Origin of the sequence: Bacillus sp. R86525, from assembly GCF_042466195.1 — a bacterium.
GTDB classification, from domain to species: Bacteria; Bacillota; Bacilli; order Bacillales; family Bacillaceae_G; genus Bacillus_A; species Bacillus_A nitratireducens.
In genome coordinates, this window is the sequence record NZ_JAXHPX010000001.1 from 14,554 (window position 1) to 34,373 (window position 19,820).

The following is a 19,820-nucleotide window of genomic DNA, read 5'->3' on the forward strand; positions in this document are numbered from 1 at the left end:
ATGGTAAGTTACCATATTGCTACAATTGATAGCCTGCGTATTTTTTACAGGGAAGCAGGAAGCCGCAGAAATCCAGCGATTGTGCTGCTCCATGGTTTTCCGAGTTCTTCTCATATGTTCCGGAATCTAATTCCTCTTTTGTCTGACCAGTTTTATGTCATTGCACCTGATTATCCCGGCTTTGGAAACAGCAGCATGCCTGCTCCCGATGAATTTACATACACGTTCCATAACATTTCTCTTGTTATGGAAAAACTACTGGATCTGCTTGGAATCAGTCAGTCAGTCTTCTATGTTCAGGATTATGGGGGTCCAGTCGGCCTCCGCATTGCTGTTCGCCAGCCGTCAAGGGTGCTTGGATTTGTTATTCAAAATTCCGTTGCTCATGAAGAGGGGCTTGGCAAGCCGTTCGATCTATTTAAAGCTTTGTGGAAAGACAGAAATCCAAACACTGAAGCAGCATTGGGAGCCCTGCTCACCTTTGATTTCACAAAGAAGCAGTATCTTACCGGTGCTTGCTCGCCGAATCTGATCAGCCCAGACAGCTATTTGATGGATCAGCTCTTATTGGACCGCCTGGGAAATGCTCAAATTCAATTGGAACTTGCCTACGATTATCGAAAAAATGTAGAGCAATACCCCGTTTGGCAGCAGTATCTACGCACTAATCAGCCCCCAGCGATAGTTATCTGGGGGAAAAATGATTTTATTTTCACATTGAATGGCGCTGGTGCCTTTAGCAAGGAACTGTACAATGTGGAAACCCATCTTCTTTGCGGCGGGCATTTCCTTCTCGAGGAGCAAGCTTGGCAGGTATCACAGCTAATTAAAAGCTTCTTTTATTCAAGGCTAATTGTTCAATAATTCATGTGTAAAAAATTTTAATGATTTTCAATTCATCAACAAGATTTTATACTGGGAAGACAAAAAAGATTGGCATTTTGTCAGCTTTTTTTCTTCCACCAATTCCTTTTTATTATCTGTCGATAATTAATAATGACCGTTCATAGTATTTTTTCATTTGTAAAAAAATAGTAGTGTAAACTAATGCCTTGGTTTACACTACTAATCTTAGTATGTTTTGGGTGTTGTTTATGAATATACCACTTCAATTCATCAGGTAGCATAGTAAAAAAATTATGACTTTACTTTTTAATCTAGCCCTAGTACTATTTTATTCTCCTAAATACCAATAAACATATTTTTACTATTAGGACCCCAATTTTCTCCCATAAAACCTGACATTCCCTCTAAGTTAACGAAACATGGAAGTACAGTATACATTACCCCCTGCATTGCATTAACTCTAAAAGTTATAACAAATCTCATTTTTGAATTATCAACGGGTGCTATCATTCCCATATTTGGACGTATAGCGTTTTCTGCCGTAAGTGCCTCTTTCATCCCCACACTAGCAATACCAACGGGACCCATATTACTTCTAATCCAATAATTCGAGACATTTGTTGCAGATACCAAATCAGTTGGTTTATCATAAGTCATTAAAATTTGATTAGCCGAAATTTGTCTAGCTTCAAGAAGTATCGGGTGAGCGACCATTTGGCGAGGGTAATAAGTTAACATTGTATTCCTCCATCGTTTTTTTAATAGATAAATTACCTAGATAGTATATGTAGATTTCTGATTCATGTTCATTAGGGGGGGCCATCCCTACATAGGATGGAGCCAACATTTCGTGAGTTTCATATGCTGAGTGAAGTTCAAAAGGGTAAAAGATAGTTGGGGGAGGGATGAGAATGAAAGATGTATACAAAGCATTAAACTATTTCGGTATCATGTGTGTGTGCGTATTTAGTTTTGGGTCTATTTTCCGTTTGGTGTTACGTGATGTGATTGCGCTAGATCAATTACTTGGTTTGAGTATAGGCATTATTATTTTAATAACAGTGACTTTTATGAAACGGTATAGTAAAGAATCAAATAATGTCTGAATTTAACGTGTAAAACCTCCATATTAAAGATTTGATTAAATGTAGTCTCTACAGGAGGGGTTCATAAAGAAAAGACACCCATTTAAGAGTGTCTTTTCCGATAGTTTTTTAGCAGAAGCAAGAAGCTCCAACGATGATTAATAAAATAAACAATACAACTAATAAAGCAAAGCCTCCAGCGAAACCTCCGCCGCCACAACTACCGCAACTACCACCAAATCCCATTTTAATCTCTCCTTTGAGTAGGAGGGGAAATTCAAGGTCACTCATGTATTTTAACGGATTCACTTTACCTTATGTGTTTACGTATTAATTGAGCAGGTCCGTTTAAAAATAAAAAAAAGACACCCTAAGGTGCCTTCCTCCGACTTGAACCATCTTAATTTTAATAATATGTATTGGACTCCCATCCAAATAATATTTTATCATGTTAAGTAATATTCGTCATTGAGAAAAAAGAAAAATTCCTATATAAGGGTACCCCGCTAGCATTTCGGAAAAATACAATGAGCCGCCCATATGGACAGCTCATTTACATAATTATCGTTATCAGAAGTTGATCAACATCAGTTTATTCGTCTTATAAAATAGAAAACTAAGGAGGACAAAGTAATAGGAAGACTAAATTTAATAAAATCCATTATAGAATAAGATACATATGCTCCAGATAATCCAATGTACATTAAATATGTATAGGAAACACCTAATAATATAAACAGGGGAATCCCAATACTTAATTTATAACTTCTTTTTATTTTTCTATAAGAAAATTCCCCTAGTAAACAGCCTATAAGTACAGGTATACTCCCATACATAATGTAAAGAAGAGCCATCGACCAGGGGGAACCAAATGATGCTTTCATACCTTCAGAGTTATTTATAAATTCCAAATTAGATGTAAATATAGAAAAAAATATAAGACATACTAAATAACTAACTATAAATTTTTTCATTTCTATCCCCCATATAATTCACAATGATATCTTCATTATATGACAGTTACTCTTACCTAATATAGATAAAATGCAATATGTATATTGTATTCATGATCGGTTAACATAACGTCCTATTATCAGTAGCAAGAAAAAGGCGAATTCCTTGTAAGAGTAGGGGTCCGCCTATTTCTTTTTCTATGACTCTACAGCTTCAACCGCGAGATATAGTAAGCCTCTTTATCATGAATGGTCTGTAAGTCTCCTAAATCGAAGTAACCAAGATCACGTAAACACAAATCGCCCGCTTCTACGGTTTCAAGGCATATGGTACCGTATGTTTTATCATTATTTTTTCCTGGTCCAAGCTGTACGTTAAGAAATTGACCACTAAGTAAATCATATTCCAATTGGATTTTCACGCCTGCCGTATTACTACTCCCACCTGAACCTTGATAGTCAGTGGCGAAATGGTCAGGCAGTTGAAACACTGTTGCATCTAAAATACGGATACGATTGAAAGTAGAAATCACGTGTGCAGAAAGTGAGTGATTTGAACAAAGTTTTTGTGTGAGAAGAGAAGTAAAGACTTTTCGAAGAAATGCGATAGCTGCTGGATTAAAGCGTTGATTCAATCCTTCTGAGCTCATCATTACCCCAGTTGAAGCTTCTAACTGACTGCACAATTGTGTAAGTGATGTGCTAGCAATTTCTTGACTGAGCCATACGCAAAGGGCAATGAGTTCGTTTGCTTGATACTTACTAGATCGCTGTACAAAGCCAACTTGTTTGGCGATATCTTGTAGGACTACTGGAGATAAAAAGTATTGTAGCTCTTGCGCGAAAAGATTCAGTTCATTTGAAATGATAGGATTCATTAAAAACGCCATCCTTTCTGTATATTTCTACAAAAAGAATAGCATTATTTCTTTAAACTGTGTTCCGTAAACAAACCTTGTTAAATTCATTTCAAAAAGTTTACGGAACTTTAATTCTGTTAACTAAAATAATAAGTGGCCCAAAAAGTAGTGATTTTTGCCGTACCCCTACAAGATTTTATGCGAAAAATAGGGAGACATTGGGAGCAGTCGGAAGGCCAAAAGCCGCGCTAGGATAGAAATATATATAAAGATGTATAAGCGAATGCAAAGAGAAACAGGTAGATCTCTGATGAGAGTAACGGATCCTCATGTTTCCTCGTTACCAATAATGATGTGTTATGTCTTATATAGTTGCTTTTTGTGTCAGGGCGTTTGATGTGGTTATTTCCGCATATACATTGTTTAAAGCACTAATAAAAGATTGATGTACCTGTTGGGCAGGAATAATGTTTTCTTGGAATGCTAAATCTTTTGTAGTACAAGCATTTTCTATAACAATACAGTTAAATCCTAAATCATTAGCAGCTCTTACAGTTGCATCTATACACATATGGGTCATCATTCCACATATAACAAGAGTGTCAATATTTTCTTTTTGAAGAACATTTAATAATTTAGTATCTCTGAAGCTATTTGGAAAATGTTTTTGTATCAAATATTCTTCTTCCAATGGTTCTACTTCTTGATGAATTTCTGCTCCTTCAGTATTTGGAAGAAAAAAAGTAGCATTTTCTTTAGTTGAAATATGTTGGACATGGATAATAGGTCTTTTTTTGTCTCGGAAGAAATCTAAAACTTGTTTTGCATATTGTACAGTTTCTAATGGTTTACTTAACTCCATTTTTCCATTTGGAAAATAATCGTTTTGAATATCAATTAATACTAAAGCTGTTTTCATTTTTCATCCCCCAATATTCTGAAAATTATTTTATAATTCTATTATAGGGAGATGAAATGAAATTTGTAATATTCTCATGAAAGATTTTAGCTTCAAATAATTTCATCGTGAAAGGATTTAAGATTATGGTTGATTATACAGATATTAAGATATTAAATTTGTTAAAAGAAAATTCGAGGATACAGTGGAAAGATATTGGTAAAGAAATACATATGACTGGGCAAGCTGTTGCGAATAGGATTAGAAAACTGGAGGAAGAGGGAATTATAAGAGCTTATACAATTTTATTAGATGAGATGAAATTAGGGAAATCTCATTTGGCTTTTATTACTATTTTTATGAAGACTAATGAACATTCTAGTTTTTTAGATTTTATTGTAACAAAAGATTCTGTTGTAGAGGCTCATAAGATAAGTGGAGAAGGTTGCTATATATTAAAAGTTTTTTTAGAGTCACAGGAACAGTTGAATAATTTGTTAAATGAGATTCTTATATTTGGAAATTATCGCTTGAATTTATCAGTTAATAAAGTAAAAGGATAAAATAAGGAAAGAGATCATCTTTTAGGGATCTCACCACACCAACATCAAGTTAAGAAATTCATTATTTCCTAAAACAACAAATGAATTGGATTCCCATAGACAACTATGAAGAGATAAAAATTTCGTTTTGGGGATACTTCAAACTCTTAGCTTGATGGGCATGGGGTGCTACCCCAATATATAAAGAAAAGACACCCTAAGGTGCCTTCCTCCGACTTGAACCACTTTAATTTTAATAATATGTATTGGACGCCAATCCCATATTATTTTACCATGTTAAGTTATTTTATACATTGAGAAATGTTGTTCAAATCTATACTTTATTGAAACTTTCTTTTTATGTATTTGGCTATATTATCATAATCCCCATAGATAAATTTTTCGTTTATTCCCATGAAATCAAGTTCACTAAGAATTTTTTCTTTATTATGAATGATAATTATTTTATCTGACAAAATCATTTGTATACCTTCAATATAAGGATTTTCTGTATATTCATCACTCTGAATGTAATTTTGATATATAAACAATCCTTGTTGGTTTCGTCCCCGTTCAAAAGTTAATATTGGAGCATATTTAAAGTTGGGTAGTAGATTTATCCATGCGCTCTTGTCTACTGCCGTTGGATTATAATATATACTTGCTAATAATATTTGTAGATATGCCGTGTAGATAAATACCGGATAAGAAGTTTTTTTAATCTTTCTACCGAAATTTTCTAAGTGCGTATCAAATTTCAGTAAGTCTATCCAATTTTCAAAGAAATTAAGTTCATAGCTACCTTCTTCATAAGGAGGGAACTTATTTACATCAATCACAGGAACAGATAAAGGGGGAGATTTTAAGAATACATGAGCATCAATATATAGTTTTTTGAAGTATTCATAAAATGCCTCAGGGTGCTCTTTTTTAAATTTATAAAACAAGTTGTACATATCTAAGAACATATCATTTTCATAAGTTGCAAAAAATTCTAGTATATTTACGTCTTCAAACTTTGTTAAAAGATTTGTAATGTCTACAAATTGATCTTTAAATAAATACACAAATCCTCTTTCTTCATCAAGGTGCACTGCATTTGTATCTTTCGGGTTCTTATAATCTTGACATGCAAAATATAGTGCTACTAAGGGTGATGTAGTAATATCAATGAGATTCGTCGGAATCCCATGATGTTGGGAAAAAGCAGAAAAATGGGTACGTTCATCAGGTGTTAATTTGTACCAAACCTCTTTTTTAAACTCTTTTTGCATGTTAAGAAAGTTATTTGCGTTTTTAGTTCCTTGTTCTGGTCTATAACCCGGGGTGTTACATTTCTTAATCCTGAAGAAGAGGTTTTATTATAATTGGTTGGCTCGCCTCTAAATAAATAATTTGTAAATTCCCCACTAGAGAATAAATCTATATACTCAGCCAAGTTCTTTATTTCAGTTACAGCAGGTGTATGAAGGCCTGTTGTTTCACGTTGCAAATATTGATTTGTATTTGTCATAATAACCTCCAAAATTTAAATAATAAAAGCACTCTTCCGAGTGCCTTCAACTATTCTACTTTTAATTTCTTTTCTAATAATTTTAGGTAAAAATGTAAAATTTCTGAGCTTATCATAGCAAATTATTAATTGTTATATTGTCATATCTTGTCGAATGAAAATAAAAAAGAGAGTTGTCTTCTCTTTTTTATCCCCAAATACCATCGGCATCCATATGCTTAACAGAGTGAATTATATGGATTTCATCTTCATTCAAAGATTTGATTAATTCAGTCTTCATATAATCATTTGGTGCTCCAATTTCTATTACACTCTTTAAGCATGTAAATCCTGGTTCGAAGCAGGATGCTTTCATTTTATTACTTTGTTTCTTATTTTTCTCTCTTAGCTTAATTATCTTACTTCTAGCTTTATCAATCTGTGAGTTTAATTGATTTGTATTTTTAATTGTAAATTTAGTACCTAAGAATATAGGCTGTAAATTTTTGCAGCAGGAAGCATGACACAAGAGATCGAACTTACATATGAATAGAGTTTCTATAAATAATTTTTCAGTAGATGCTAATAGAGCTTTCAAATCTTTACTTATTTTTAAGTATTGAGTAAGAAAAGATTCGCAGAATTCCATTCTTGTTTTTCTATAATCATTCCATTTAATTCTTTCTTCAGGGAGATTAAATAGTCTATTTAGTTCTTCATACATTGACATAATTTCAGGCGTTGCATATTTTATATTCTTTTCTAAGATACCTATAATCTCCTTAAATGCTACTGATGGTTCAGTATAAGTTCCACCTTCTATGTAATGTATTTCTTTTTTGAAATGGTGATGCTCACAATCAATGTATGTCACTATTTTGTGTGCGATTGGGGAATAAAGGTTTTGGAAGTTCTCCTTTTTTTCTTTATTTGTGTCCCTAGATTGTGTTAAAAAATGCGAACAGAATTGACCAAACGCTGCTCCTCCGAATGCTCCGATAATCGGTAAAGAGGGTCCCCAATCAAAATTTTTAATTGATTCCCAAAATGTGTTCATAAATCGCTCTCCTTTTATTTAAATTTTTATTGTATTTTCAATAAGTGATCCGCTAATCAAATAACATAAAATCTAAGCTAAGCAAATTTCTGTAAAATAAAAAGCCGATTTTCCCACGTTAAGGAATAGTGATCATTGCGAAAAAATAAAAGCACTCTTTCGAGTGCCTATTAACGTTTAACACCTAGTTTTGATTCCACTTCAGTTAAGCTAGCTACAGCATTAATTAGTTTCTGATCAGAAAGTTTAATTGATTTTTGAGCTTCTTCCATTCTTTCTTTCAATGGAGCTACTCCTTTTATCCCTTGAGTTACAGCTTTTCCAGCAAGGATTCTTAAACTGGGAATTCATTATCTAATGTATATTTGGAAAGGTACACCTTCCAAGAAATGGTGGAATTGTTTTTTTAATTTAACGTTTTACTAATCTCTTCAATTAGGCGTACCGCCCACATTTTAACGGAAATATACGATAAGCAAAATTAGAAATAAAAAAAACGTTGGTTTTATTAATCCAAGCGAATCATTTAATCTCTATCTTGGATAATTTCGCTTTCCAAGCCAGTATTATTAATCACTGCACTGTTTGTATAAAATTTGTACTCTTTAAGTGAGGTAATGAGCTGTTCTAACAAAGATGGTATTTGTCGTAGGGAATCCTTAATCTCATCTGTTTTATCTTGCATTCTATGCATTATATCAGAGTGCTGTTCAGCTATAGTATTACTTGCTGCTTGTAATGCTACTTCAAATTCTTCTGGTTCACCGGAATAATAACGATAGTCTTCGCCCGCAATTTCCAATATGTTTGGATTAAAACTAGCAAGAGCGGCGAGTTCTATTTTTATAACTTCTAACTTTATTTTCAATTCATGAAGGGTTAATGCCGCTGCCAAATTGAGTGTTATACTTTCGTGTGATTCAATATTTTCTACGATGGAAAAAACATCTTCATGATATTGAATTATATCCTCCCAATCCTCTGCTTTTAGTAATGCATTATTACTAAGTACCTCAACATCCTCTAAACCAGGTCCAACCTCTGCAACAGTATATAAGTTACCTTCAAATTCTTGGACGATTCGTTTACATTCCTGCAACCAATAAAGAAGCCCTTCTTGATGCAGATAATAAAATGATGAACTGTATGGTGTTGAAGCATCAAGTATTTCTTCTACCATTTGTTCACGAATCTGCAAAATGACATCTGAATCTCTGATAATGATGCCACTTTCAAAATTGTTTCTACTTTCATCGGAGAAGTTTTGTGAACCAATATATGCAATATTCTCAGTCATGATAATTTTGGCATGGTTTTCTTTGTTAAAGTAAGTACTGAGGTGACACGAAAATTTACTTGGATCCAGTCTTGAACAATATTGTTCAATTTGAGTAAGGGCCTTTTTTTTCGCATCATAAGTAGTGTAATAGTTCCAACGACTTGGAATTTTAGTGATAACTGTGACGTCTTTATCATCAGACAATTGATGTAGTTTGTCTAATAAATCGTTTTTATGAGGTGAGATATTATACGTGATGATTGTAATGGAAGAAGCATTTTGGAAGTCCTCAATAACTTCTGCATAACCATTTTCGTCTTTACTTAATACTAGTTCACCGTTAACATCGGGTATTGTATTCATGCTGTTCCTCCTTGTATGTATTTTACATAAATGTTAACATCTTTGACTAAATTTGACCAATTGTTTGACTATACATTTAAAATGACTTATAAAATGTGATATTTCGGTTCACTCGACAACCATCATGCATTGGGTACACCATATAGATATGCACTATTGCATATCTTTTCAATAAAGTGTGAGAAAGCATTTATATACAGCTGTTTTCAAACTTTCTCAACATTTTTCTGATAACCACACGACTGAATTTTGGCAAAAATATGATATTATGAAAATAATAAAATAAACGGAACGAAAAAAAGACTCACAGCGTGTATAAGTAGTGTTCGCAGCACTCTTACACCGTTCGCCCGACTCACCAGGGGAACATCTGCCATAAGTCTCTTTTCGGTCACTTCATGAGTAACAATTACATTATAACATGCCGATATTACTAAAGCATTACTATGGTATGAATTTCCTGTTTATAATTTGAGAAAAAAAGCGAAGCGTCTTTGTTCCAGAAGGAGCAAATTTGATGGATCAGACACCTAAACAAAAACAAGAAGGATTAAAAAGAAAAGCATTAAGCAAATTTTTAAGTGAACTTATTGACAAGATTGATTTTCAAAGAAGAAATCAAGAAGAAATTGCGAAGGAATTAGGAATTAAAGGCGGATCGTTTTCAAAGAACTTATCAGGTAAGAGCCAATTTAATTTTTGGAATATGATTAAGTTACTTAACGTCTTGTATGATGCCGATACATTAAAGAAAAAGGAAATGCTACATAGGTTTTGTTCAGTTACAACGAGCAAACAAAATATGCGAATTGCAATGGAATATGCAAATGCTATCGGTGACTTGGAATTATTAAAGTTAATCATAGATATAGAAAAAACTTCCTCGTTGGCGATGAATAGAGAATGGGCTTACGTATATGAATTGGTATGGATGCGAAGTAAAGGTGTCGTTAGTGGGAAAGGACTATTAGAGAAATTAGAAGATCGTAAGAGAAGCAAAGTAATTAAGACAAAAGAAATGAAAGTGTTGTATGGAATACTAACTTTCTATACGATGTATGATTTAGAAAAATTCAATTCATTGTTTGAATACGCTGAAGTGTTACAACCCAAAGTCGAAGAAATCCCAGATGATTTCATTAGAACAGCATATTTAGGCAGAATTAAAGAAGGATTATCTTATGCTTATTTAATGCAAGATAATGTTGGAAAATCCAGAGAATTATGTCATGAAATAATGAATTTGAAAGACGATAAAAAATGTTTTTCTCTTTTAAGAGCATCAGCTTTAGTGTATCTTGCTGAGTCTTACACTTTTGAAAGTTATGAAAGAGCTTCTTGGTATATCAATAAATCGTTAGAAATGTTAGGGGCATTTCATTTTGAAAGGGTAATAAAAAGAAGAGAAAGCGTTATAAATACTTTTGCCTTCATTAAACTTGTTTGTAAAAAAGGGCTAGATAAAATTGAAATATATAACGTGTGTGAAGAAGCATTTTATCAAGTACTGATTGGCGATTCTGATGTAGCGGTTAATCTTTTAAAGGAATGCGAAAGGAAAGATGGGAAGTTAAGTCCTATGAAAAAATGTATTTTGGGTTATGCGTTGAAAGACGCTAAATTGATAGAAGAGTCAATAGTGGATTTCGAGTGCGCGGGTAATAGGTTTTACAGCAAATTACCGAGAAAATTGTTGGTAGATTTTAATAAAAATGGTATAATATACATAGGTGATGCTAAATGAAAAAAGTGTTAGCTATAGTAGCGACATTTGCATTAGTTGGAGTACTATACATATCTCCTGCTAAAGAGCAAAAAGAACAATCAACACAAACAGCAAAGGTTATTCAAGAAAATACGTATAGAATGATGGTTGATCCTGGAGGCGGAATGGGTTAATATCCTGATTTCCAGAGCCGTGATATAAATATTATGAATGCGATTGTCTCAAAAGAGGCAATCGCATTCGCTGTTTCTAGGGATATTTCCTAAATATCAAATTCAATATTTAAGAAAACATTGTGAAAGATTCACAAACTACTATGAAGATATCGGAGGATGTTGGGGATGGAACAAAATACAATCGAAAAAGAGTTAATTGAAATTGAAAGTAATCTACAAGGAATCTTTAACGCGGCTCATAATGGGGATGCTGAGTCTTATGAAATTCTTTTGAAAATAAAAGAGGCGATCGGTAGCATTTGACGCTATCAATCGCCTGATATTTTAACTAGTTGTTTTATCATTTCGATAAGTTCTTTTTGTTTATCTGGATTCTTAGAGCGGATATCTATCATTACTTGTTCTAAGTCATCCTTAGCTGTTAATTCAGGATTCTTCTCATCGGATTCACCTAATACATAAGAAACCGATACATTTGCGAGTTTAGCTATATCTAAAGAAGTTTTTCTCGATGGACATTTATCTATTTCTTCGTTCTCCCACATAGATACAGCAGATTTACTTTTTAGTCCTAGTGCGTTAATGAATTCAGATTGGCTCATTTTGAGTATTTCCGTTCTGATTTCTTTAACCCTTTTGCTAATCAATTGATGATTCATCAGTTTTCTCCCCTTTATAGAAGTCCCGTATAATATTATCTTTTACTTTTTTTTCATTAACTATAGTCAATATATATAAAATTTAACAGAAAAGTTCACTCAAAGACAACCTTTTTAAGTTTATTGAAAAAAAATTAAATTTTATAGTTCACAAAAAGTGAACATTATGTTATTATCAAATTAACGAAACGAACAAAGGTGATAAACATGAAACTAAATATCGAAAAGGCCAAATTGTTACGCAAGAAACGTGGTTATAGTCAGGCTTATGTAGGTGATTATCTTGGTTACTCAACAAAATCCGCTTATTCACAACTTGAATCTGGCAAGAGACAACCAAGTATATACAGATTGGGTTTGCTGTCTAAATTGTATGATGTTACGGTTGATGAATTAGTAGAAGGTTAACGAAAAGTTAACTAATATTTTTAACTAAACGTTCACTTTCCGTGAACTAATAGGAGGAAAGAAAATGAGGCAGTTACAGATTTTCAATCATCAAGAATTTGGAGCATTAGAGGTTATACACCTTAACGCTAAGGAAATGTTCAATCTTGAAAATACAGCGTGGTCACTTGGATATACGAAAGTGGCAAAAGGGAAAACTTACCTTCGAAAAGATCGTATCGAGAAAGTCATCCAAAAAGCTGATATATCAGTAGTTGTCCACGATGGACAACCATATATTACCGAAGATGGATTGTATGAGCTGATTTTCGAATCAGAAACTCAGAAAGCAAAAGAATTTCGAAAATGGGTTACAAGCGAAGTACTTCCTTCTATTAGAAAACACGGAGCATACATGACAGATCAAGTCCTGGAACAAGCAATAACAAATCCAGAATTCGCAATCGGTATTCTCACTAAATTAAAAGAAGAAAAAGAAAAGCTTGCGGCAGCACAACAACAAATCGTACAGCAACAACCACTTGTATCATTCGCTGAAGCGTGTATGCAATCGGATAAATCATTAAAAGTGAGTGAAGTTGCTAAATTAGCAGCTAAACACAATATCAAAATCGGGCAACGTCAGTTATTCACAAAACTTAGAGAGTGGAACTTAATGTTCAAACGTTCTACTGAGCCAACTCAGCCAGCAGTTGAAAAAGGATTATTCGAAATCACACAAGGTGTTAAGCAGAAACCTAGTGGAGAGCCATTCACATGGACAACAACATACGTAACACCAAAAGGACAAGCTTACATCATAGACCGACTGAAGAAAGAAAAGGAACAGGAGGTGGTTTAAACAATGGAAGAAAGTACATTCTCACATTTAATGATATTGGTGGCAGTTATCGGAATTGCAGGATTCATTTATCTGATGGAACGCATAGACAAGCGGATTATGAAGGATGAAAAGTGATGGATAAACAACAGCGCGATGAATACGAACGAAAGAAAATCTTGTGGATCATAAAGGATTTAAGAGCTAGAGGGGTACATAACAGCGCAGATAAGGTTGAGGAAATGCATAAGGAGTTTATCACTCTAGCTAAATAATAAAAGCCCTGCAGGGGTTGCAGGGCAAGACTAGGGTATTGAAGAATTGTCGATTCTAAAAGTAAAGGACTTCTTGGAATGTTATAAGTTTAGCACGAAATTCATTAAAACATTATATAAAGATGTTACAGAAATATGAATATAAAAAACAAAGATAAAAATCATGAAAAAAGTTGATAATCCATAGAAGCTATAAGGGATTATGTTTGTAATAGCGTCTTTATAGAGTTAATAGGACAAGCTTTTTCTTTTCGTAATATTCAGTAATCTTATGATGTCCCCCACCTAACAAATGTGTTCCTGGATATTCCGATGCGTGAAAGCGTCGAGAAAAGGTGAGAAAAATGTATCCGCTAGTTAAAAACTAGCATAATAAAAAGCCCGTACAGAAGCACAGGCTGGTTGATACACATATCGGTAATTAAATATTAACAGAATCATTCGTTAATTGATATTGAGAAAATAAAAAACCGCCCTACGCCTAGGACGGTTTGGAGAAAAGAAATGTAAATCATTCTACTTACATTATACCAAATCTTTTCTCCATAAGTAAATAAGGAGGAATTGGAAATGATTGAAAACGGAATGTTAATTGGCAATCGTCAAGATTCATCAGCAAGAGACTTTATTGAAGAATGTGCGGGTTGTGAAGGAGAGATATATTTCGGTGAAAGTTGCTTAGATTTCGATGGTGCTTACCTACATGCAGATACAGAGTGCATTACTCAATATGTAAAGTCTCATTCTACAGAGAAAGTAGCAGGTGAATAAGATGGGCCTACAAAACAAAATTGAAGCTGAAATTCAAGTTATGAAGAGTTTGGTTGAACGATATAAGCAAAGTAAAGAACCTAATGCTGCATCGATGGTTGTAGCTTATGAATACGGATTACAAGCACTGACGGAAGTGTATGAAGCTAGTAAACAAACGGAAATGTCACCATTTTAAGAGAGAGGGATATTAATATGACAACTGAAAATTATTTTTCTAAATTAGCTCAAATAGATTGCACGGAACATGTTGAAAAGAAAGGACGTTTTAATTACTTATCATGGGCTTGGGCAGTTAAAAAACTTCGTGAAGTAGATCCAACAGCAACGTGGGAAGTTAAGCGATTTGATGGAGTGCCATACCTTAAAACAGATTGCGGTTATTTTGTAGAAGTTGAAGTAATTGTACAAGGAATACCACTAAGCCAGATTCACCCAATACTTAACAATCAAAATAAGCCAATTGCAGAGCCTAACAGCTTTGATATTAACACAAGTATTCAACGTTGCTTAGTAAAGGCAATAGCGCTTCACGGATTAGGATTATATATCTATGCGGGCGAAGACCTACCGGAAGTACAAGAAGAAATGATTACTGCTCAACAAGTAGGTGCAATTAAATTAAACATAAAAAAATTAGCTACTCTTCGAAAAGTGGATGAAGACACGATTAAAGGACACTTAAGTATTAAAGAAGTTGGCGAATTGACATTAAAACAAGCTGAAGAAGTACTTAAGAAATCAACAAAGTGGGTTAAACAGGCTGAAAAAGAAACTTCTGAAATCGAAGAACAAGTAGAAAAAATAGAACAAACAAACTAAGGAGATGCTAAGCCTATGTTAGACAAAAATCAATCTAAAGTCGTCCTTCCGAAGTGGGTATGGAAGGGCGCACGGAATGAAAAAGAAGCAAGAGTAAAGGCGATTGAGTAAATTACTCCCGATCGCTATCCAGGATACAAAGTAATTAAGGTTCAAGGCGACATAGCGGTATGCGAAAGGGTGAATGCGTGATGTTTAAGATACCTGTAAGGCGTGGATCGGTGAAAGAGATGTTAATAGCAGTTCGGGATTTAGAAAAACGAGGTTATGACTATGTAACGCCAATCAAACGAATATATAGGGCAGAAAGAACTTTTTATCATGAAGGTAAGTTCAGGGGAAGAGAAAAGGTTCGGTTTACAGGAATGGAAGATTTAGTGAGTTATGAATGTTGGATGAAGAAGGTGAACTAAATGACATTAATAGATAGAAGAAGACGTGGATTTTTCATGATAGATAACGAGATTGTAGACGATGCAAGGCTTTCTCATAAAGAAATGGCAGTGTACATGGTTCTTTGCAGGCATCTAAATCAAGAAACGGGTAGTTGCTTCCCTTCTTTATCAACAATCGGAAAGAAAGTAGGAATGTCCAAAAATACGATTATCAAATCTCTAAATTTACTTATCGAATGTGGATATGTCTTCAAAGAAAAGAGAAATGGCGAAGATGGTGGACATACTTCAAACGTATATTACATCAATGATATTAGTACCCTTGTTCAACCAGTGAACAAGGTAGTTCAAGAGATGAACAAGGGTGGTTCAGGAGATGAACAAGCCCTTGTTCACCAGGTGAACCCTAACAATACTAATCTTAACAATACTAATTTAACAATAAGTAGTAGTAAGAATCCCTTCTCATTCTATGAAAGTAACATTGGAGTTTTAAATCCGTTCATGACAGATAGCATAGATCAGTGGATTAAAGATACAAACGAAGAACTTGTTATAGCGGCTATGGAACGTGCATTAAAGAAACAAGCGAAATGGAATTACGCTGAAGGTATCTTAAAACAGTGGGCTAACAAAAATGTGAAGACTTTAAATGATGTGGAAGCATTAGAAGCTGAATATCAACGAAATAAAGGAGCGAAGAACAATGCAGAGAGCGGCGGCAGCAATACCAACCGATATAGCCAAAAAGGTGAATATGACTATGGATTCTGATGTGTGTGATACGCACGGCATGAATAAGATGAAGTTCGGTGGACAGGTTGTTTGCCCTCGATGCTTCCTTGAAAACGAAAGTAAGAAACTTCAGCAACAAGAGCAAGCGAAATACGATACGGATAAAGCGAATGAGAAGAAATCCATGTTTCACCAGCAAAGCATGATCGCCGATAGCAACATTAAGAAAGCTAACTTTGAAAACTACCAACCTACTAGCGAGGAAGGAGCGAAGAACCTTGAACTTGCAAAGGTCATCGCAACGGATTATCTCAACGAAAAGGTGTTTAACACGATTATGGCAGGGAATTGCGGGGCAGGGAAAACACATCTTGCTTATGCTATCGCAGATCAGCTTGCAGGTGCAGGAATATCGGTTGTCTTTGTTACAGTCGGTGAATTGCTACGGAAGATTAAAAGTACGTTTAATAAAGATTCCTCCTTAACTGAAGATTCAATTATACGAAGCTTAGTAAAAGCGGAAGTCTTGATAGTCGATGATTTGGGAGCGGAATTAGGCGCATTAGATGCTAACACGAAAGCAACAAACTTCATTAATAGAGTGTTATTCGATGTTTTTGATGGAAGGCAAGGCAAATCTACTATCTTTACGACAAACCTTACAGGAGAGCGTTTAGAGGGTGCATATGATGAACGAATTGTATCACGTATCTTCAATAACTTTAGAGCAATTGTTTTCAAAGACACAAAGGATTACAGAAGAAAAGCATTGCCATTTTAAAAGGGGGAATTAAGATGTGTGCATGTAGTGGAACGGGAGTAATTAGAACCGATATGGGGAATGGTTGCTATCAATTTGCGCCGTGTATTTGCGAAGCAGGGAATCGCAGTCCTGAAGAAGTGGATAGAAGACGTCATGCCGTTATGGCGGAACTAAGAGAGATTCATAAATTACAACTGGAGGGGAAATGGGATGCCACGACTTGGAACGGATTTAGAAAAGGAGAATTACACAATGGCGTTGCAGCAGGGAAGGTACATGAAGAAATCGCGTCGTAACTTATATATCGCTTTAGAAGAGTTGGACTTATTGTTTGATGAAAGTGAAGTAATTCGATTACGAGAAATGTGGGATGAGAATAAAGATATTCTTGAAATAGCAAAAGAGCTAGGAAGGCATCAATTAGAAATCGCCGCATTAATCATGGATCAGGCAGATAAGAATAAAATTAAATCTCGTCCAATGGGGTTAGGGGCATGAAACAACTGACACTGGAGGATGTAGTAGGAAGTTTTGATTATAGCGCAACAAGTACAGCGGAAAGATTTTTGAAGAGTAATAGCGTTATGACGTACTCAGTAGAGTTTTACGACAAAGACGAGAAGTGGAAGCTTCGTTGGTTTGAGGCGAAGTCCGAGGGCACAGCTATAGAAATGGCTAAAAAGAAATACGGAAAGATACAAATCATTACTACTTATATTTCGGATAGAACCTTAGAGGAAATCATGAATTTGGATTAGGAGGCATAGCGCCATGACGATAAATAGATGGCTAGAAAAAGAAGATTATGAAGCAGCCGAGAAGAACGGAATTGGCTATTACATGTTATATCGTAGGGTGTATCAAATGGGGTGGGATATTGATAAGGCAATTAATACACCACCTCGGAAATATCAATTTAGGGAACAAAAGTGGTTGAGACTAGCGTTAGAAAATGGGATTAACAAAATGACATTTTTAACTCGTGTTTATAAAGGGATGTCACCAGAGGAAGCGGCGAAAAAGCCTGTAAAGAAATTGAGAGCAACAATGGAAGATAAGGTCAATTTAGCTGAAGAGAATGGTATCTCATATAGCACATTTAGTACAAGAGTATTAAAAAGAGGATGGAGTCCACAAAGGGCAGCAACTACACCTACAAGGAGACCTAAGAAGAAAAGAAGCTAGGAGGCAACATGGACAGGAAACAAATCTACATCGATGTATTACTACAAAAAGGAATTTATAAAGAAGAAAAGACAGGGCGACAACTTTATGAGATGACTGAACAAGAGTTGTGGAATCTAATAAAAGGAGTGTATTCAGAATGATGGAATTGGAGAACGGTGTGTACGAGATCACGAAGTTAATTAGCGAAGCAAAGAGAGGAAAGTAATGAAAAAAGAAACGGTGGTGCAGGTGCAAAGGGAACTCGAGGTGGTAGAGAGCGAGATTCGTAAGATGGAATATCACTTGGTGGGATTGGATAGCGAGAAACGGAAGACGAAGCGGACATTGGAAGAATTGCAGGATAGAAAGAAGAAATTGATTAGTTACTTATAAGGAGCGGAATGGAATGAATTTGAGAGTGAAAATCAAACGATTAAAAGATGTAGAACTGCCAAAGTATGCGAAGCCAGGTGATAGTGGCTTTGATCTTGTAGCAGCGGAGGACACAATTATTTGGCCGGGAGAAACAAAGGTTGTATCAACTGGATTGGCTTTTGAGATTCCACCAAGATACGAATTGCAGGTACGACCGCGTAGCGGTATGACGCGTAACACAAAGTTAAGAGTTGTTCTTGGCACGGTGGATAGTGGATACCGTGGAGAGGTTGGAGTGCTAGTTGATAACACCGAAGTACCTAAAGTGGTTAATATGCAAGCTCATGTAATTGAAAAAGGTACACGCATTGCTCAAGGCGTCATAGCGCCAGTGGAAACAGCGAATTTCGTTGAAGTAGACAAGCTTTCAGAGAGTGATCGTGGCACAGGCGGATTTGGAAGTACGGGCGTAAAGTAAGACCAAATTTGAATTTTGTACAAATATGCACAGGGTACTCAGTACAGTTCTATAAATAAAGCTCTACTCTCAAAAGGGAATGATGAGAGTAGAGCCTGTGGATGGTGTTACTGAATGCTCGGGTTGATGAACACCAGCAATAAAATAATATCACGAGTATTCAGAAAAAACACTAGATAATTGTTTCCGATTTTTCAAATTATAGTTAATTGGTTTTTATTAAACAAAAGCGTTATCTGATTGGAGGAATCAACGTGATTTACGAAGTGATTGAGTATTGCAGTCAGTGTGATAGAAAAATAGAGAATTGTGATTGCTGTTGTAATAAGTGTGATGAGTGGCTACACGATTGTGAATGTAAATGAAGTAAAAAGTCCTAGCTTAAAATGCTAGGACTTAAGGAAGTAAAGTTGTTGCAATTGTCGATTCCATATTAATGAGTGTTAGGAACTTTAACAGTATAACTAATTATTTATTATAAGTATATATAGATTTTAAAAAAATATACAAAATCTTTATTGTAAAGAAAAAAGAGATAGGGTTCACAACCCCATCTCTTCCAACAAAGATAAGTGCAATTTTGCTTCTTCACAATTTGGATTAATACAGTAATGAATAAACGAATGTTCATCGTGTTGTATGAGAGGTTGATCACAAGATACACATGTGTACGGCGAACTCATTTTACATACCTCCTTACAGATTATGGATTAATTTTAACACAGTTTTGGTTTGTGAGGGAGTAAGACAAAAGCGTTATTTAAAAACAAAAAGCCCTAGAGTTAGGGCTCTAGGGCTTCTTGTTTTGGTATTCTCACATGGTTTTTCAAAAAGAATAGAACATATTGAAAATAACATGTGAATGTTTCATAAAT

General features: G+C 34.8%; 32 protein-coding genes and 2 pseudogenes. 22 read left to right on the plus strand and 12 right to left on the minus strand.

The window, feature by feature from the left end; all coding sequences use genetic code 11:
* The gene (locus SJY24_RS00075) at nucleotides 1-864 is read left to right on the plus strand and encodes an alpha/beta fold hydrolase (RefSeq protein WP_377863285.1); all 864 of its coding nucleotides are present in this window, start codon (nucleotides 1-3) and stop codon (nucleotides 862-864) included.
* Between the two features lie 318 nt (nucleotides 865-1,182).
* Here the strand turns inward: SJY24_RS00075 and SJY24_RS00080 are convergent, their stop codons facing one another.
* The gene (locus SJY24_RS00080; protein WP_377863286.1) at nucleotides 1,183-1,584 is read right to left on the minus strand and encodes a hypothetical protein; all 402 of its coding nucleotides are present in this window, start codon (nucleotides 1,582-1,584) and stop codon (nucleotides 1,183-1,185) included.
* A 173-nt stretch (nucleotides 1,585-1,757) separates the two neighbouring features.
* Here SJY24_RS00080 and SJY24_RS00085 point away from each other — a divergent pair, with 173 nt between their 5' ends.
* Nucleotides 1,758-1,952 carry a hypothetical protein gene (locus SJY24_RS00085; RefSeq protein WP_377863287.1) on the plus strand — a complete coding sequence of 65 codons (195 nt, stop codon included), beginning with the start codon at nucleotides 1,758-1,760 and terminating at the stop codon, nucleotides 1,950-1,952.
* A 108-nt stretch (nucleotides 1,953-2,060) separates the two neighbouring features.
* On the opposite strand, the gene SJY24_RS00090 is transcribed toward SJY24_RS00085, so the two are convergent.
* The 4 genes and pseudogenes from SJY24_RS00090 to SJY24_RS00105 form a co-directional block, all read right to left on the minus strand.
* On the minus strand, nucleotides 2,061-2,177 hold the full coding sequence (locus tag SJY24_RS00090) for a YjcZ family sporulation protein (protein ID WP_002069235.1): 117 nt from the start codon (nucleotides 2,175-2,177) through the stop codon (nucleotides 2,061-2,063).
* Nucleotides 2,178-2,518: 341 nt separating this feature from the next.
* Complete coding sequence (locus SJY24_RS00095; protein WP_377863288.1) at nucleotides 2,519-2,905, minus strand: hypothetical protein; 387 nt, start codon at nucleotides 2,903-2,905, stop codon at nucleotides 2,519-2,521.
* Nucleotides 2,906-3,093: 188 nt separating this feature from the next.
* Nucleotides 3,094-3,762: pseudogene (locus tag SJY24_RS00100) on the minus strand (IS4 family transposase); the annotation flags it as partial.
* A gap of 346 nt (nucleotides 3,763-4,108) precedes the next feature.
* Nucleotides 4,109-4,663: a cysteine hydrolase family protein gene (locus tag SJY24_RS00105; RefSeq protein WP_377863289.1), complete on the minus strand. Its 555-nt coding sequence runs from the start codon at nucleotides 4,661-4,663 to the stop codon at nucleotides 4,109-4,111.
* A 125-nt stretch (nucleotides 4,664-4,788) separates the two neighbouring features.
* Between SJY24_RS00105 and SJY24_RS00110 the strand changes: the two genes are divergently transcribed.
* Nucleotides 4,789-5,205, plus strand: coding sequence for an Lrp/AsnC family transcriptional regulator (locus SJY24_RS00110; protein ID WP_002187798.1), 417 nt, complete (start codon nucleotides 4,789-4,791; stop codon nucleotides 5,203-5,205).
* Nucleotides 5,206-5,525: 320 nt separating this feature from the next.
* On the opposite strand, the gene SJY24_RS00115 is transcribed toward SJY24_RS00110, so the two are convergent.
* From SJY24_RS00115 to SJY24_RS00135, 5 genes and pseudogenes are all read right to left on the minus strand, one after another.
* Nucleotides 5,526-6,458 (minus strand): FRG domain-containing protein, encoded by a 933-nt coding sequence (locus SJY24_RS00115; RefSeq protein WP_377863290.1) that lies wholly within the window; start codon nucleotides 6,456-6,458, stop codon nucleotides 5,526-5,528.
* Complete coding sequence (locus SJY24_RS00120) at nucleotides 6,419-6,697, minus strand: hypothetical protein (protein ID WP_377863291.1); 279 nt, start codon at nucleotides 6,695-6,697, stop codon at nucleotides 6,419-6,421. The genes SJY24_RS00115 and SJY24_RS00120 overlap by 40 nt, the downstream gene beginning before the upstream one ends.
* Nucleotides 6,698-6,884: 187 nt before the next feature.
* Complete coding sequence (locus tag SJY24_RS00125) at nucleotides 6,885-7,733, minus strand: hypothetical protein (protein WP_377863292.1); 849 nt, start codon at nucleotides 7,731-7,733, stop codon at nucleotides 6,885-6,887.
* Nucleotides 7,734-7,903: 170 nt separating this feature from the next.
* A pseudogene (locus tag SJY24_RS00130) lies at nucleotides 7,904-8,059 on the minus strand (ribonuclease); the annotation flags it as partial.
* 200 nt (nucleotides 8,060-8,259) lie between these two features.
* Complete coding sequence (locus SJY24_RS00135) at nucleotides 8,260-9,375, minus strand: phospholipase D-like domain-containing protein (RefSeq protein ID WP_377863293.1); 1,116 nt, start codon at nucleotides 9,373-9,375, stop codon at nucleotides 8,260-8,262.
* Between the two features lie 517 nt (nucleotides 9,376-9,892).
* On the opposite strand from SJY24_RS00135, the gene SJY24_RS00140 reads away from it, so the two are divergent.
* From SJY24_RS00140 to SJY24_RS00150, 3 genes are all read left to right on the plus strand, one after another.
* Entirely contained in the window at nucleotides 9,893-11,119 is a 1,227-nt protein-coding gene (locus SJY24_RS00140) for an AimR family lysis-lysogeny pheromone receptor (protein WP_377863294.1), read from the plus strand.
* Complete coding sequence (locus SJY24_RS00145; protein WP_377863295.1) at nucleotides 11,116-11,274, plus strand: hypothetical protein; 159 nt, start codon at nucleotides 11,116-11,118, stop codon at nucleotides 11,272-11,274. Before SJY24_RS00140 ends, SJY24_RS00145 begins: the two co-directional genes overlap by 4 nt.
* 168 nt (nucleotides 11,275-11,442) lie before the next feature.
* Nucleotides 11,443-11,580, plus strand: a complete 138-nt coding sequence (locus SJY24_RS00150) for a hypothetical protein (protein ID WP_201309443.1) — start codon at nucleotides 11,443-11,445, stop codon at nucleotides 11,578-11,580.
* Nucleotides 11,581-11,585: 5 nt separating this feature from the next.
* Here SJY24_RS00150 and SJY24_RS00155 read toward each other — a convergent pair whose 3' ends face one another.
* Complete coding sequence (locus SJY24_RS00155) at nucleotides 11,586-11,936, minus strand: helix-turn-helix domain-containing protein (protein ID WP_001016404.1); 351 nt, start codon at nucleotides 11,934-11,936, stop codon at nucleotides 11,586-11,588.
* A gap of 207 nt (nucleotides 11,937-12,143) precedes the next feature.
* On the opposite strand from SJY24_RS00155, the gene SJY24_RS00160 reads away from it, so the two are divergent.
* The 16 genes from SJY24_RS00160 (at nucleotide 12,144) to dut (ending at nucleotide 18,945) form a co-directional block, all read left to right on the plus strand.
* Nucleotides 12,144-12,344, plus strand: coding sequence for a helix-turn-helix domain-containing protein (locus SJY24_RS00160; protein WP_377863296.1), 201 nt, complete (start codon nucleotides 12,144-12,146; stop codon nucleotides 12,342-12,344).
* 64 nt (nucleotides 12,345-12,408) lie between these two features.
* Nucleotides 12,409-13,185 carry a phage antirepressor gene (locus tag SJY24_RS00165; protein ID WP_377863297.1) on the plus strand — a complete coding sequence of 259 codons (777 nt, stop codon included), beginning with the start codon at nucleotides 12,409-12,411 and terminating at the stop codon, nucleotides 13,183-13,185.
* Nucleotides 13,186-13,301: 116 nt separating this feature from the next.
* Entirely contained in the window at nucleotides 13,302-13,439 is a 138-nt protein-coding gene (locus tag SJY24_RS00170; protein ID WP_377863298.1) for a hypothetical protein, read from the plus strand.
* A 570-nt stretch (nucleotides 13,440-14,009) separates the two neighbouring features.
* A complete protein-coding gene (locus SJY24_RS00175) occupies nucleotides 14,010-14,210 on the plus strand; it encodes a hypothetical protein (RefSeq protein WP_377863299.1) in 201 nt (66 codons plus the stop codon).
* 1 nt (nucleotide 14,211) lies between these two features.
* A complete protein-coding gene (locus SJY24_RS00180) occupies nucleotides 14,212-14,388 on the plus strand; it encodes a hypothetical protein (RefSeq protein ID WP_377863300.1) in 177 nt (58 codons plus the stop codon).
* Between the two features lie 17 nt (nucleotides 14,389-14,405).
* A complete protein-coding gene (locus tag SJY24_RS00185) occupies nucleotides 14,406-15,032 on the plus strand; it encodes a Sak single strand annealing protein (protein ID WP_377863301.1) in 627 nt (208 codons plus the stop codon).
* Nucleotides 15,033-15,223: 191 nt separating this feature from the next.
* Nucleotides 15,224-15,445: a hypothetical protein gene (locus tag SJY24_RS00190; RefSeq protein WP_377863302.1), complete on the plus strand. Its 222-nt coding sequence runs from the start codon at nucleotides 15,224-15,226 to the stop codon at nucleotides 15,443-15,445.
* The gene (locus SJY24_RS00195) at nucleotides 15,446-16,201 is read left to right on the plus strand and encodes a helix-turn-helix domain-containing protein (protein ID WP_377863303.1); all 756 of its coding nucleotides are present in this window, start codon (nucleotides 15,446-15,448) and stop codon (nucleotides 16,199-16,201) included.
* Nucleotides 16,185-16,943 carry an ATP-binding protein gene (locus tag SJY24_RS00200; protein WP_377863358.1) on the plus strand — a complete coding sequence of 253 codons (759 nt, stop codon included), beginning with the start codon at nucleotides 16,185-16,187 and terminating at the stop codon, nucleotides 16,941-16,943. The genes SJY24_RS00195 and SJY24_RS00200 overlap by 17 nt, the downstream gene beginning before the upstream one ends.
* 14 nt (nucleotides 16,944-16,957) lie before the next feature.
* The gene (locus SJY24_RS00205; protein ID WP_377863304.1) at nucleotides 16,958-17,221 is read left to right on the plus strand and encodes a hypothetical protein; all 264 of its coding nucleotides are present in this window, start codon (nucleotides 16,958-16,960) and stop codon (nucleotides 17,219-17,221) included.
* A complete protein-coding gene (locus SJY24_RS00210) occupies nucleotides 17,178-17,423 on the plus strand; it encodes a helix-turn-helix domain containing protein (protein ID WP_377863359.1) in 246 nt (81 codons plus the stop codon). The genes SJY24_RS00205 and SJY24_RS00210 overlap by 44 nt, the downstream gene beginning before the upstream one ends.
* On the plus strand, nucleotides 17,420-17,683 hold the full coding sequence (locus SJY24_RS00215; RefSeq protein WP_079520137.1) for a hypothetical protein: 264 nt from the start codon (nucleotides 17,420-17,422) through the stop codon (nucleotides 17,681-17,683). Before SJY24_RS00210 ends, SJY24_RS00215 begins: the two co-directional genes overlap by 4 nt.
* A gap of 13 nt (nucleotides 17,684-17,696) precedes the next feature.
* On the plus strand, nucleotides 17,697-18,110 hold the full coding sequence (locus SJY24_RS00220; RefSeq protein WP_377863305.1) for a hypothetical protein: 414 nt from the start codon (nucleotides 17,697-17,699) through the stop codon (nucleotides 18,108-18,110).
* A gap of 8 nt (nucleotides 18,111-18,118) precedes the next feature.
* Entirely contained in the window at nucleotides 18,119-18,253 is a 135-nt protein-coding gene (locus tag SJY24_RS00225) for a Fur-regulated basic protein FbpA (protein ID WP_097821312.1), read from the plus strand.
* Between the two features lie 64 nt (nucleotides 18,254-18,317).
* The gene (locus tag SJY24_RS00230) at nucleotides 18,318-18,485 is read left to right on the plus strand and encodes a hypothetical protein (RefSeq protein ID WP_377863306.1); all 168 of its coding nucleotides are present in this window, start codon (nucleotides 18,318-18,320) and stop codon (nucleotides 18,483-18,485) included.
* Between the two features lie 13 nt (nucleotides 18,486-18,498).
* Nucleotides 18,499-18,945: a dUTP diphosphatase gene (gene dut, locus SJY24_RS00235; protein ID WP_377863307.1), complete on the plus strand. Its 447-nt coding sequence runs from the start codon at nucleotides 18,499-18,501 to the stop codon at nucleotides 18,943-18,945.
* A gap of 542 nt (nucleotides 18,946-19,487) precedes the next feature.
* On the opposite strand, the gene SJY24_RS00240 is transcribed toward dut, so the two are convergent.
* Entirely contained in the window at nucleotides 19,488-19,628 is a 141-nt protein-coding gene (locus tag SJY24_RS00240; protein WP_377863308.1) for a hypothetical protein, read from the minus strand.
* Nucleotides 19,629-19,820 lie beyond the last annotated feature (192 nt).

Excerpts from the sequence above, each read along its gene's own strand:
- SJY24_RS00230 (WP_377863306.1), top strand. The coding sequence starts at position 18,318 with ATGAAAAAAGAAACGGTGGTGCAGGTGCAAAGGGAACTCGAGGTGGTA.
- SJY24_RS00120 (WP_377863291.1), bottom strand. The coding sequence starts at position 6,697 with ATGACAAATACAAATCAATATTTGCAACGTGAAACAACAGGCCTTCAT.
- SJY24_RS00210 (WP_377863359.1), top strand. The coding sequence starts at position 17,178 with ATGGCGTTGCAGCAGGGAAGGTACATGAAGAAATCGCGTCGTAACTTA.
- SJY24_RS00175 (WP_377863299.1), top strand. The coding sequence starts at position 14,010 with ATGATTGAAAACGGAATGTTAATTGGCAATCGTCAAGATTCATCAGCA.
- SJY24_RS00080 (WP_377863286.1), bottom strand. The coding sequence starts at position 1,584 with ATGTTAACTTATTACCCTCGCCAAATGGTCGCTCACCCGATACTTCTT.
- SJY24_RS00140 (WP_377863294.1), top strand. The coding sequence starts at position 9,893 with ATGGATCAGACACCTAAACAAAAACAAGAAGGATTAAAAAGAAAAGCA.
- SJY24_RS00160 (WP_377863296.1), top strand. The coding sequence starts at position 12,144 with ATGAAACTAAATATCGAAAAGGCCAAATTGTTACGCAAGAAACGTGGT.
- SJY24_RS00185 (WP_377863301.1), top strand. The coding sequence starts at position 14,406 with ATGACAACTGAAAATTATTTTTCTAAATTAGCTCAAATAGATTGCACG.
- SJY24_RS00085 (WP_377863287.1), top strand. The coding sequence starts at position 1,758 with ATGAAAGATGTATACAAAGCATTAAACTATTTCGGTATCATGTGTGTG.
- SJY24_RS00200 (WP_377863358.1), top strand. The coding sequence starts at position 16,185 with ATGACTATGGATTCTGATGTGTGTGATACGCACGGCATGAATAAGATG.
- SJY24_RS00145 (WP_377863295.1), top strand. The coding sequence starts at position 11,116 with ATGAAAAAAGTGTTAGCTATAGTAGCGACATTTGCATTAGTTGGAGTA.
- dut (WP_377863307.1), top strand. The coding sequence starts at position 18,499 with ATGAATTTGAGAGTGAAAATCAAACGATTAAAAGATGTAGAACTGCCA.
- SJY24_RS00195 (WP_377863303.1), top strand. The coding sequence starts at position 15,446 with ATGACATTAATAGATAGAAGAAGACGTGGATTTTTCATGATAGATAAC.
- SJY24_RS00165 (WP_377863297.1), top strand. The coding sequence starts at position 12,409 with ATGAGGCAGTTACAGATTTTCAATCATCAAGAATTTGGAGCATTAGAG.
- SJY24_RS00110 (WP_002187798.1), top strand. The coding sequence starts at position 4,789 with ATGGTTGATTATACAGATATTAAGATATTAAATTTGTTAAAAGAAAAT.
- SJY24_RS00180 (WP_377863300.1), top strand. The coding sequence starts at position 14,212 with ATGGGCCTACAAAACAAAATTGAAGCTGAAATTCAAGTTATGAAGAGT.
- SJY24_RS00150 (WP_201309443.1), top strand. The coding sequence starts at position 11,443 with ATGGAACAAAATACAATCGAAAAAGAGTTAATTGAAATTGAAAGTAAT.
- SJY24_RS00190 (WP_377863302.1), top strand. The coding sequence starts at position 15,224 with ATGTTTAAGATACCTGTAAGGCGTGGATCGGTGAAAGAGATGTTAATA.
- SJY24_RS00125 (WP_377863292.1), bottom strand. The coding sequence starts at position 7,733 with ATGAACACATTTTGGGAATCAATTAAAAATTTTGATTGGGGACCCTCT.
- SJY24_RS00170 (WP_377863298.1), top strand. The coding sequence starts at position 13,302 with ATGGATAAACAACAGCGCGATGAATACGAACGAAAGAAAATCTTGTGG.
- SJY24_RS00115 (WP_377863290.1), bottom strand. The coding sequence starts at position 6,458 with ATGCAAAAAGAGTTTAAAAAAGAGGTTTGGTACAAATTAACACCTGAT.
- SJY24_RS00205 (WP_377863304.1), top strand. The coding sequence starts at position 16,958 with ATGTGTGCATGTAGTGGAACGGGAGTAATTAGAACCGATATGGGGAAT.
- SJY24_RS00240 (WP_377863308.1), bottom strand. The coding sequence starts at position 19,628 with ATGAGTTCGCCGTACACATGTGTATCTTGTGATCAACCTCTCATACAA.
- SJY24_RS00135 (WP_377863293.1), bottom strand. The coding sequence starts at position 9,375 with ATGAATACAATACCCGATGTTAACGGTGAACTAGTATTAAGTAAAGAC.
- SJY24_RS00090 (WP_002069235.1), bottom strand. The coding sequence starts at position 2,177 with ATGGGATTTGGTGGTAGTTGCGGTAGTTGTGGCGGCGGAGGTTTCGCT.
- SJY24_RS00075 (WP_377863285.1), top strand. The coding sequence starts at position 1 with ATGGTAAGTTACCATATTGCTACAATTGATAGCCTGCGTATTTTTTAC.
- SJY24_RS00220 (WP_377863305.1), top strand. The coding sequence starts at position 17,697 with ATGACGATAAATAGATGGCTAGAAAAAGAAGATTATGAAGCAGCCGAG.
- SJY24_RS00225 (WP_097821312.1), top strand. The coding sequence starts at position 18,119 with ATGGACAGGAAACAAATCTACATCGATGTATTACTACAAAAAGGAATT.
- SJY24_RS00215 (WP_079520137.1), top strand. The coding sequence starts at position 17,420 with ATGAAACAACTGACACTGGAGGATGTAGTAGGAAGTTTTGATTATAGC.
- SJY24_RS00105 (WP_377863289.1), bottom strand. The coding sequence starts at position 4,663 with ATGAAAACAGCTTTAGTATTAATTGATATTCAAAACGATTATTTTCCA.
- SJY24_RS00095 (WP_377863288.1), bottom strand. The coding sequence starts at position 2,905 with ATGAAAAAATTTATAGTTAGTTATTTAGTATGTCTTATATTTTTTTCT.
- SJY24_RS00155 (WP_001016404.1), bottom strand. The coding sequence starts at position 11,936 with ATGAATCATCAATTGATTAGCAAAAGGGTTAAAGAAATCAGAACGGAA.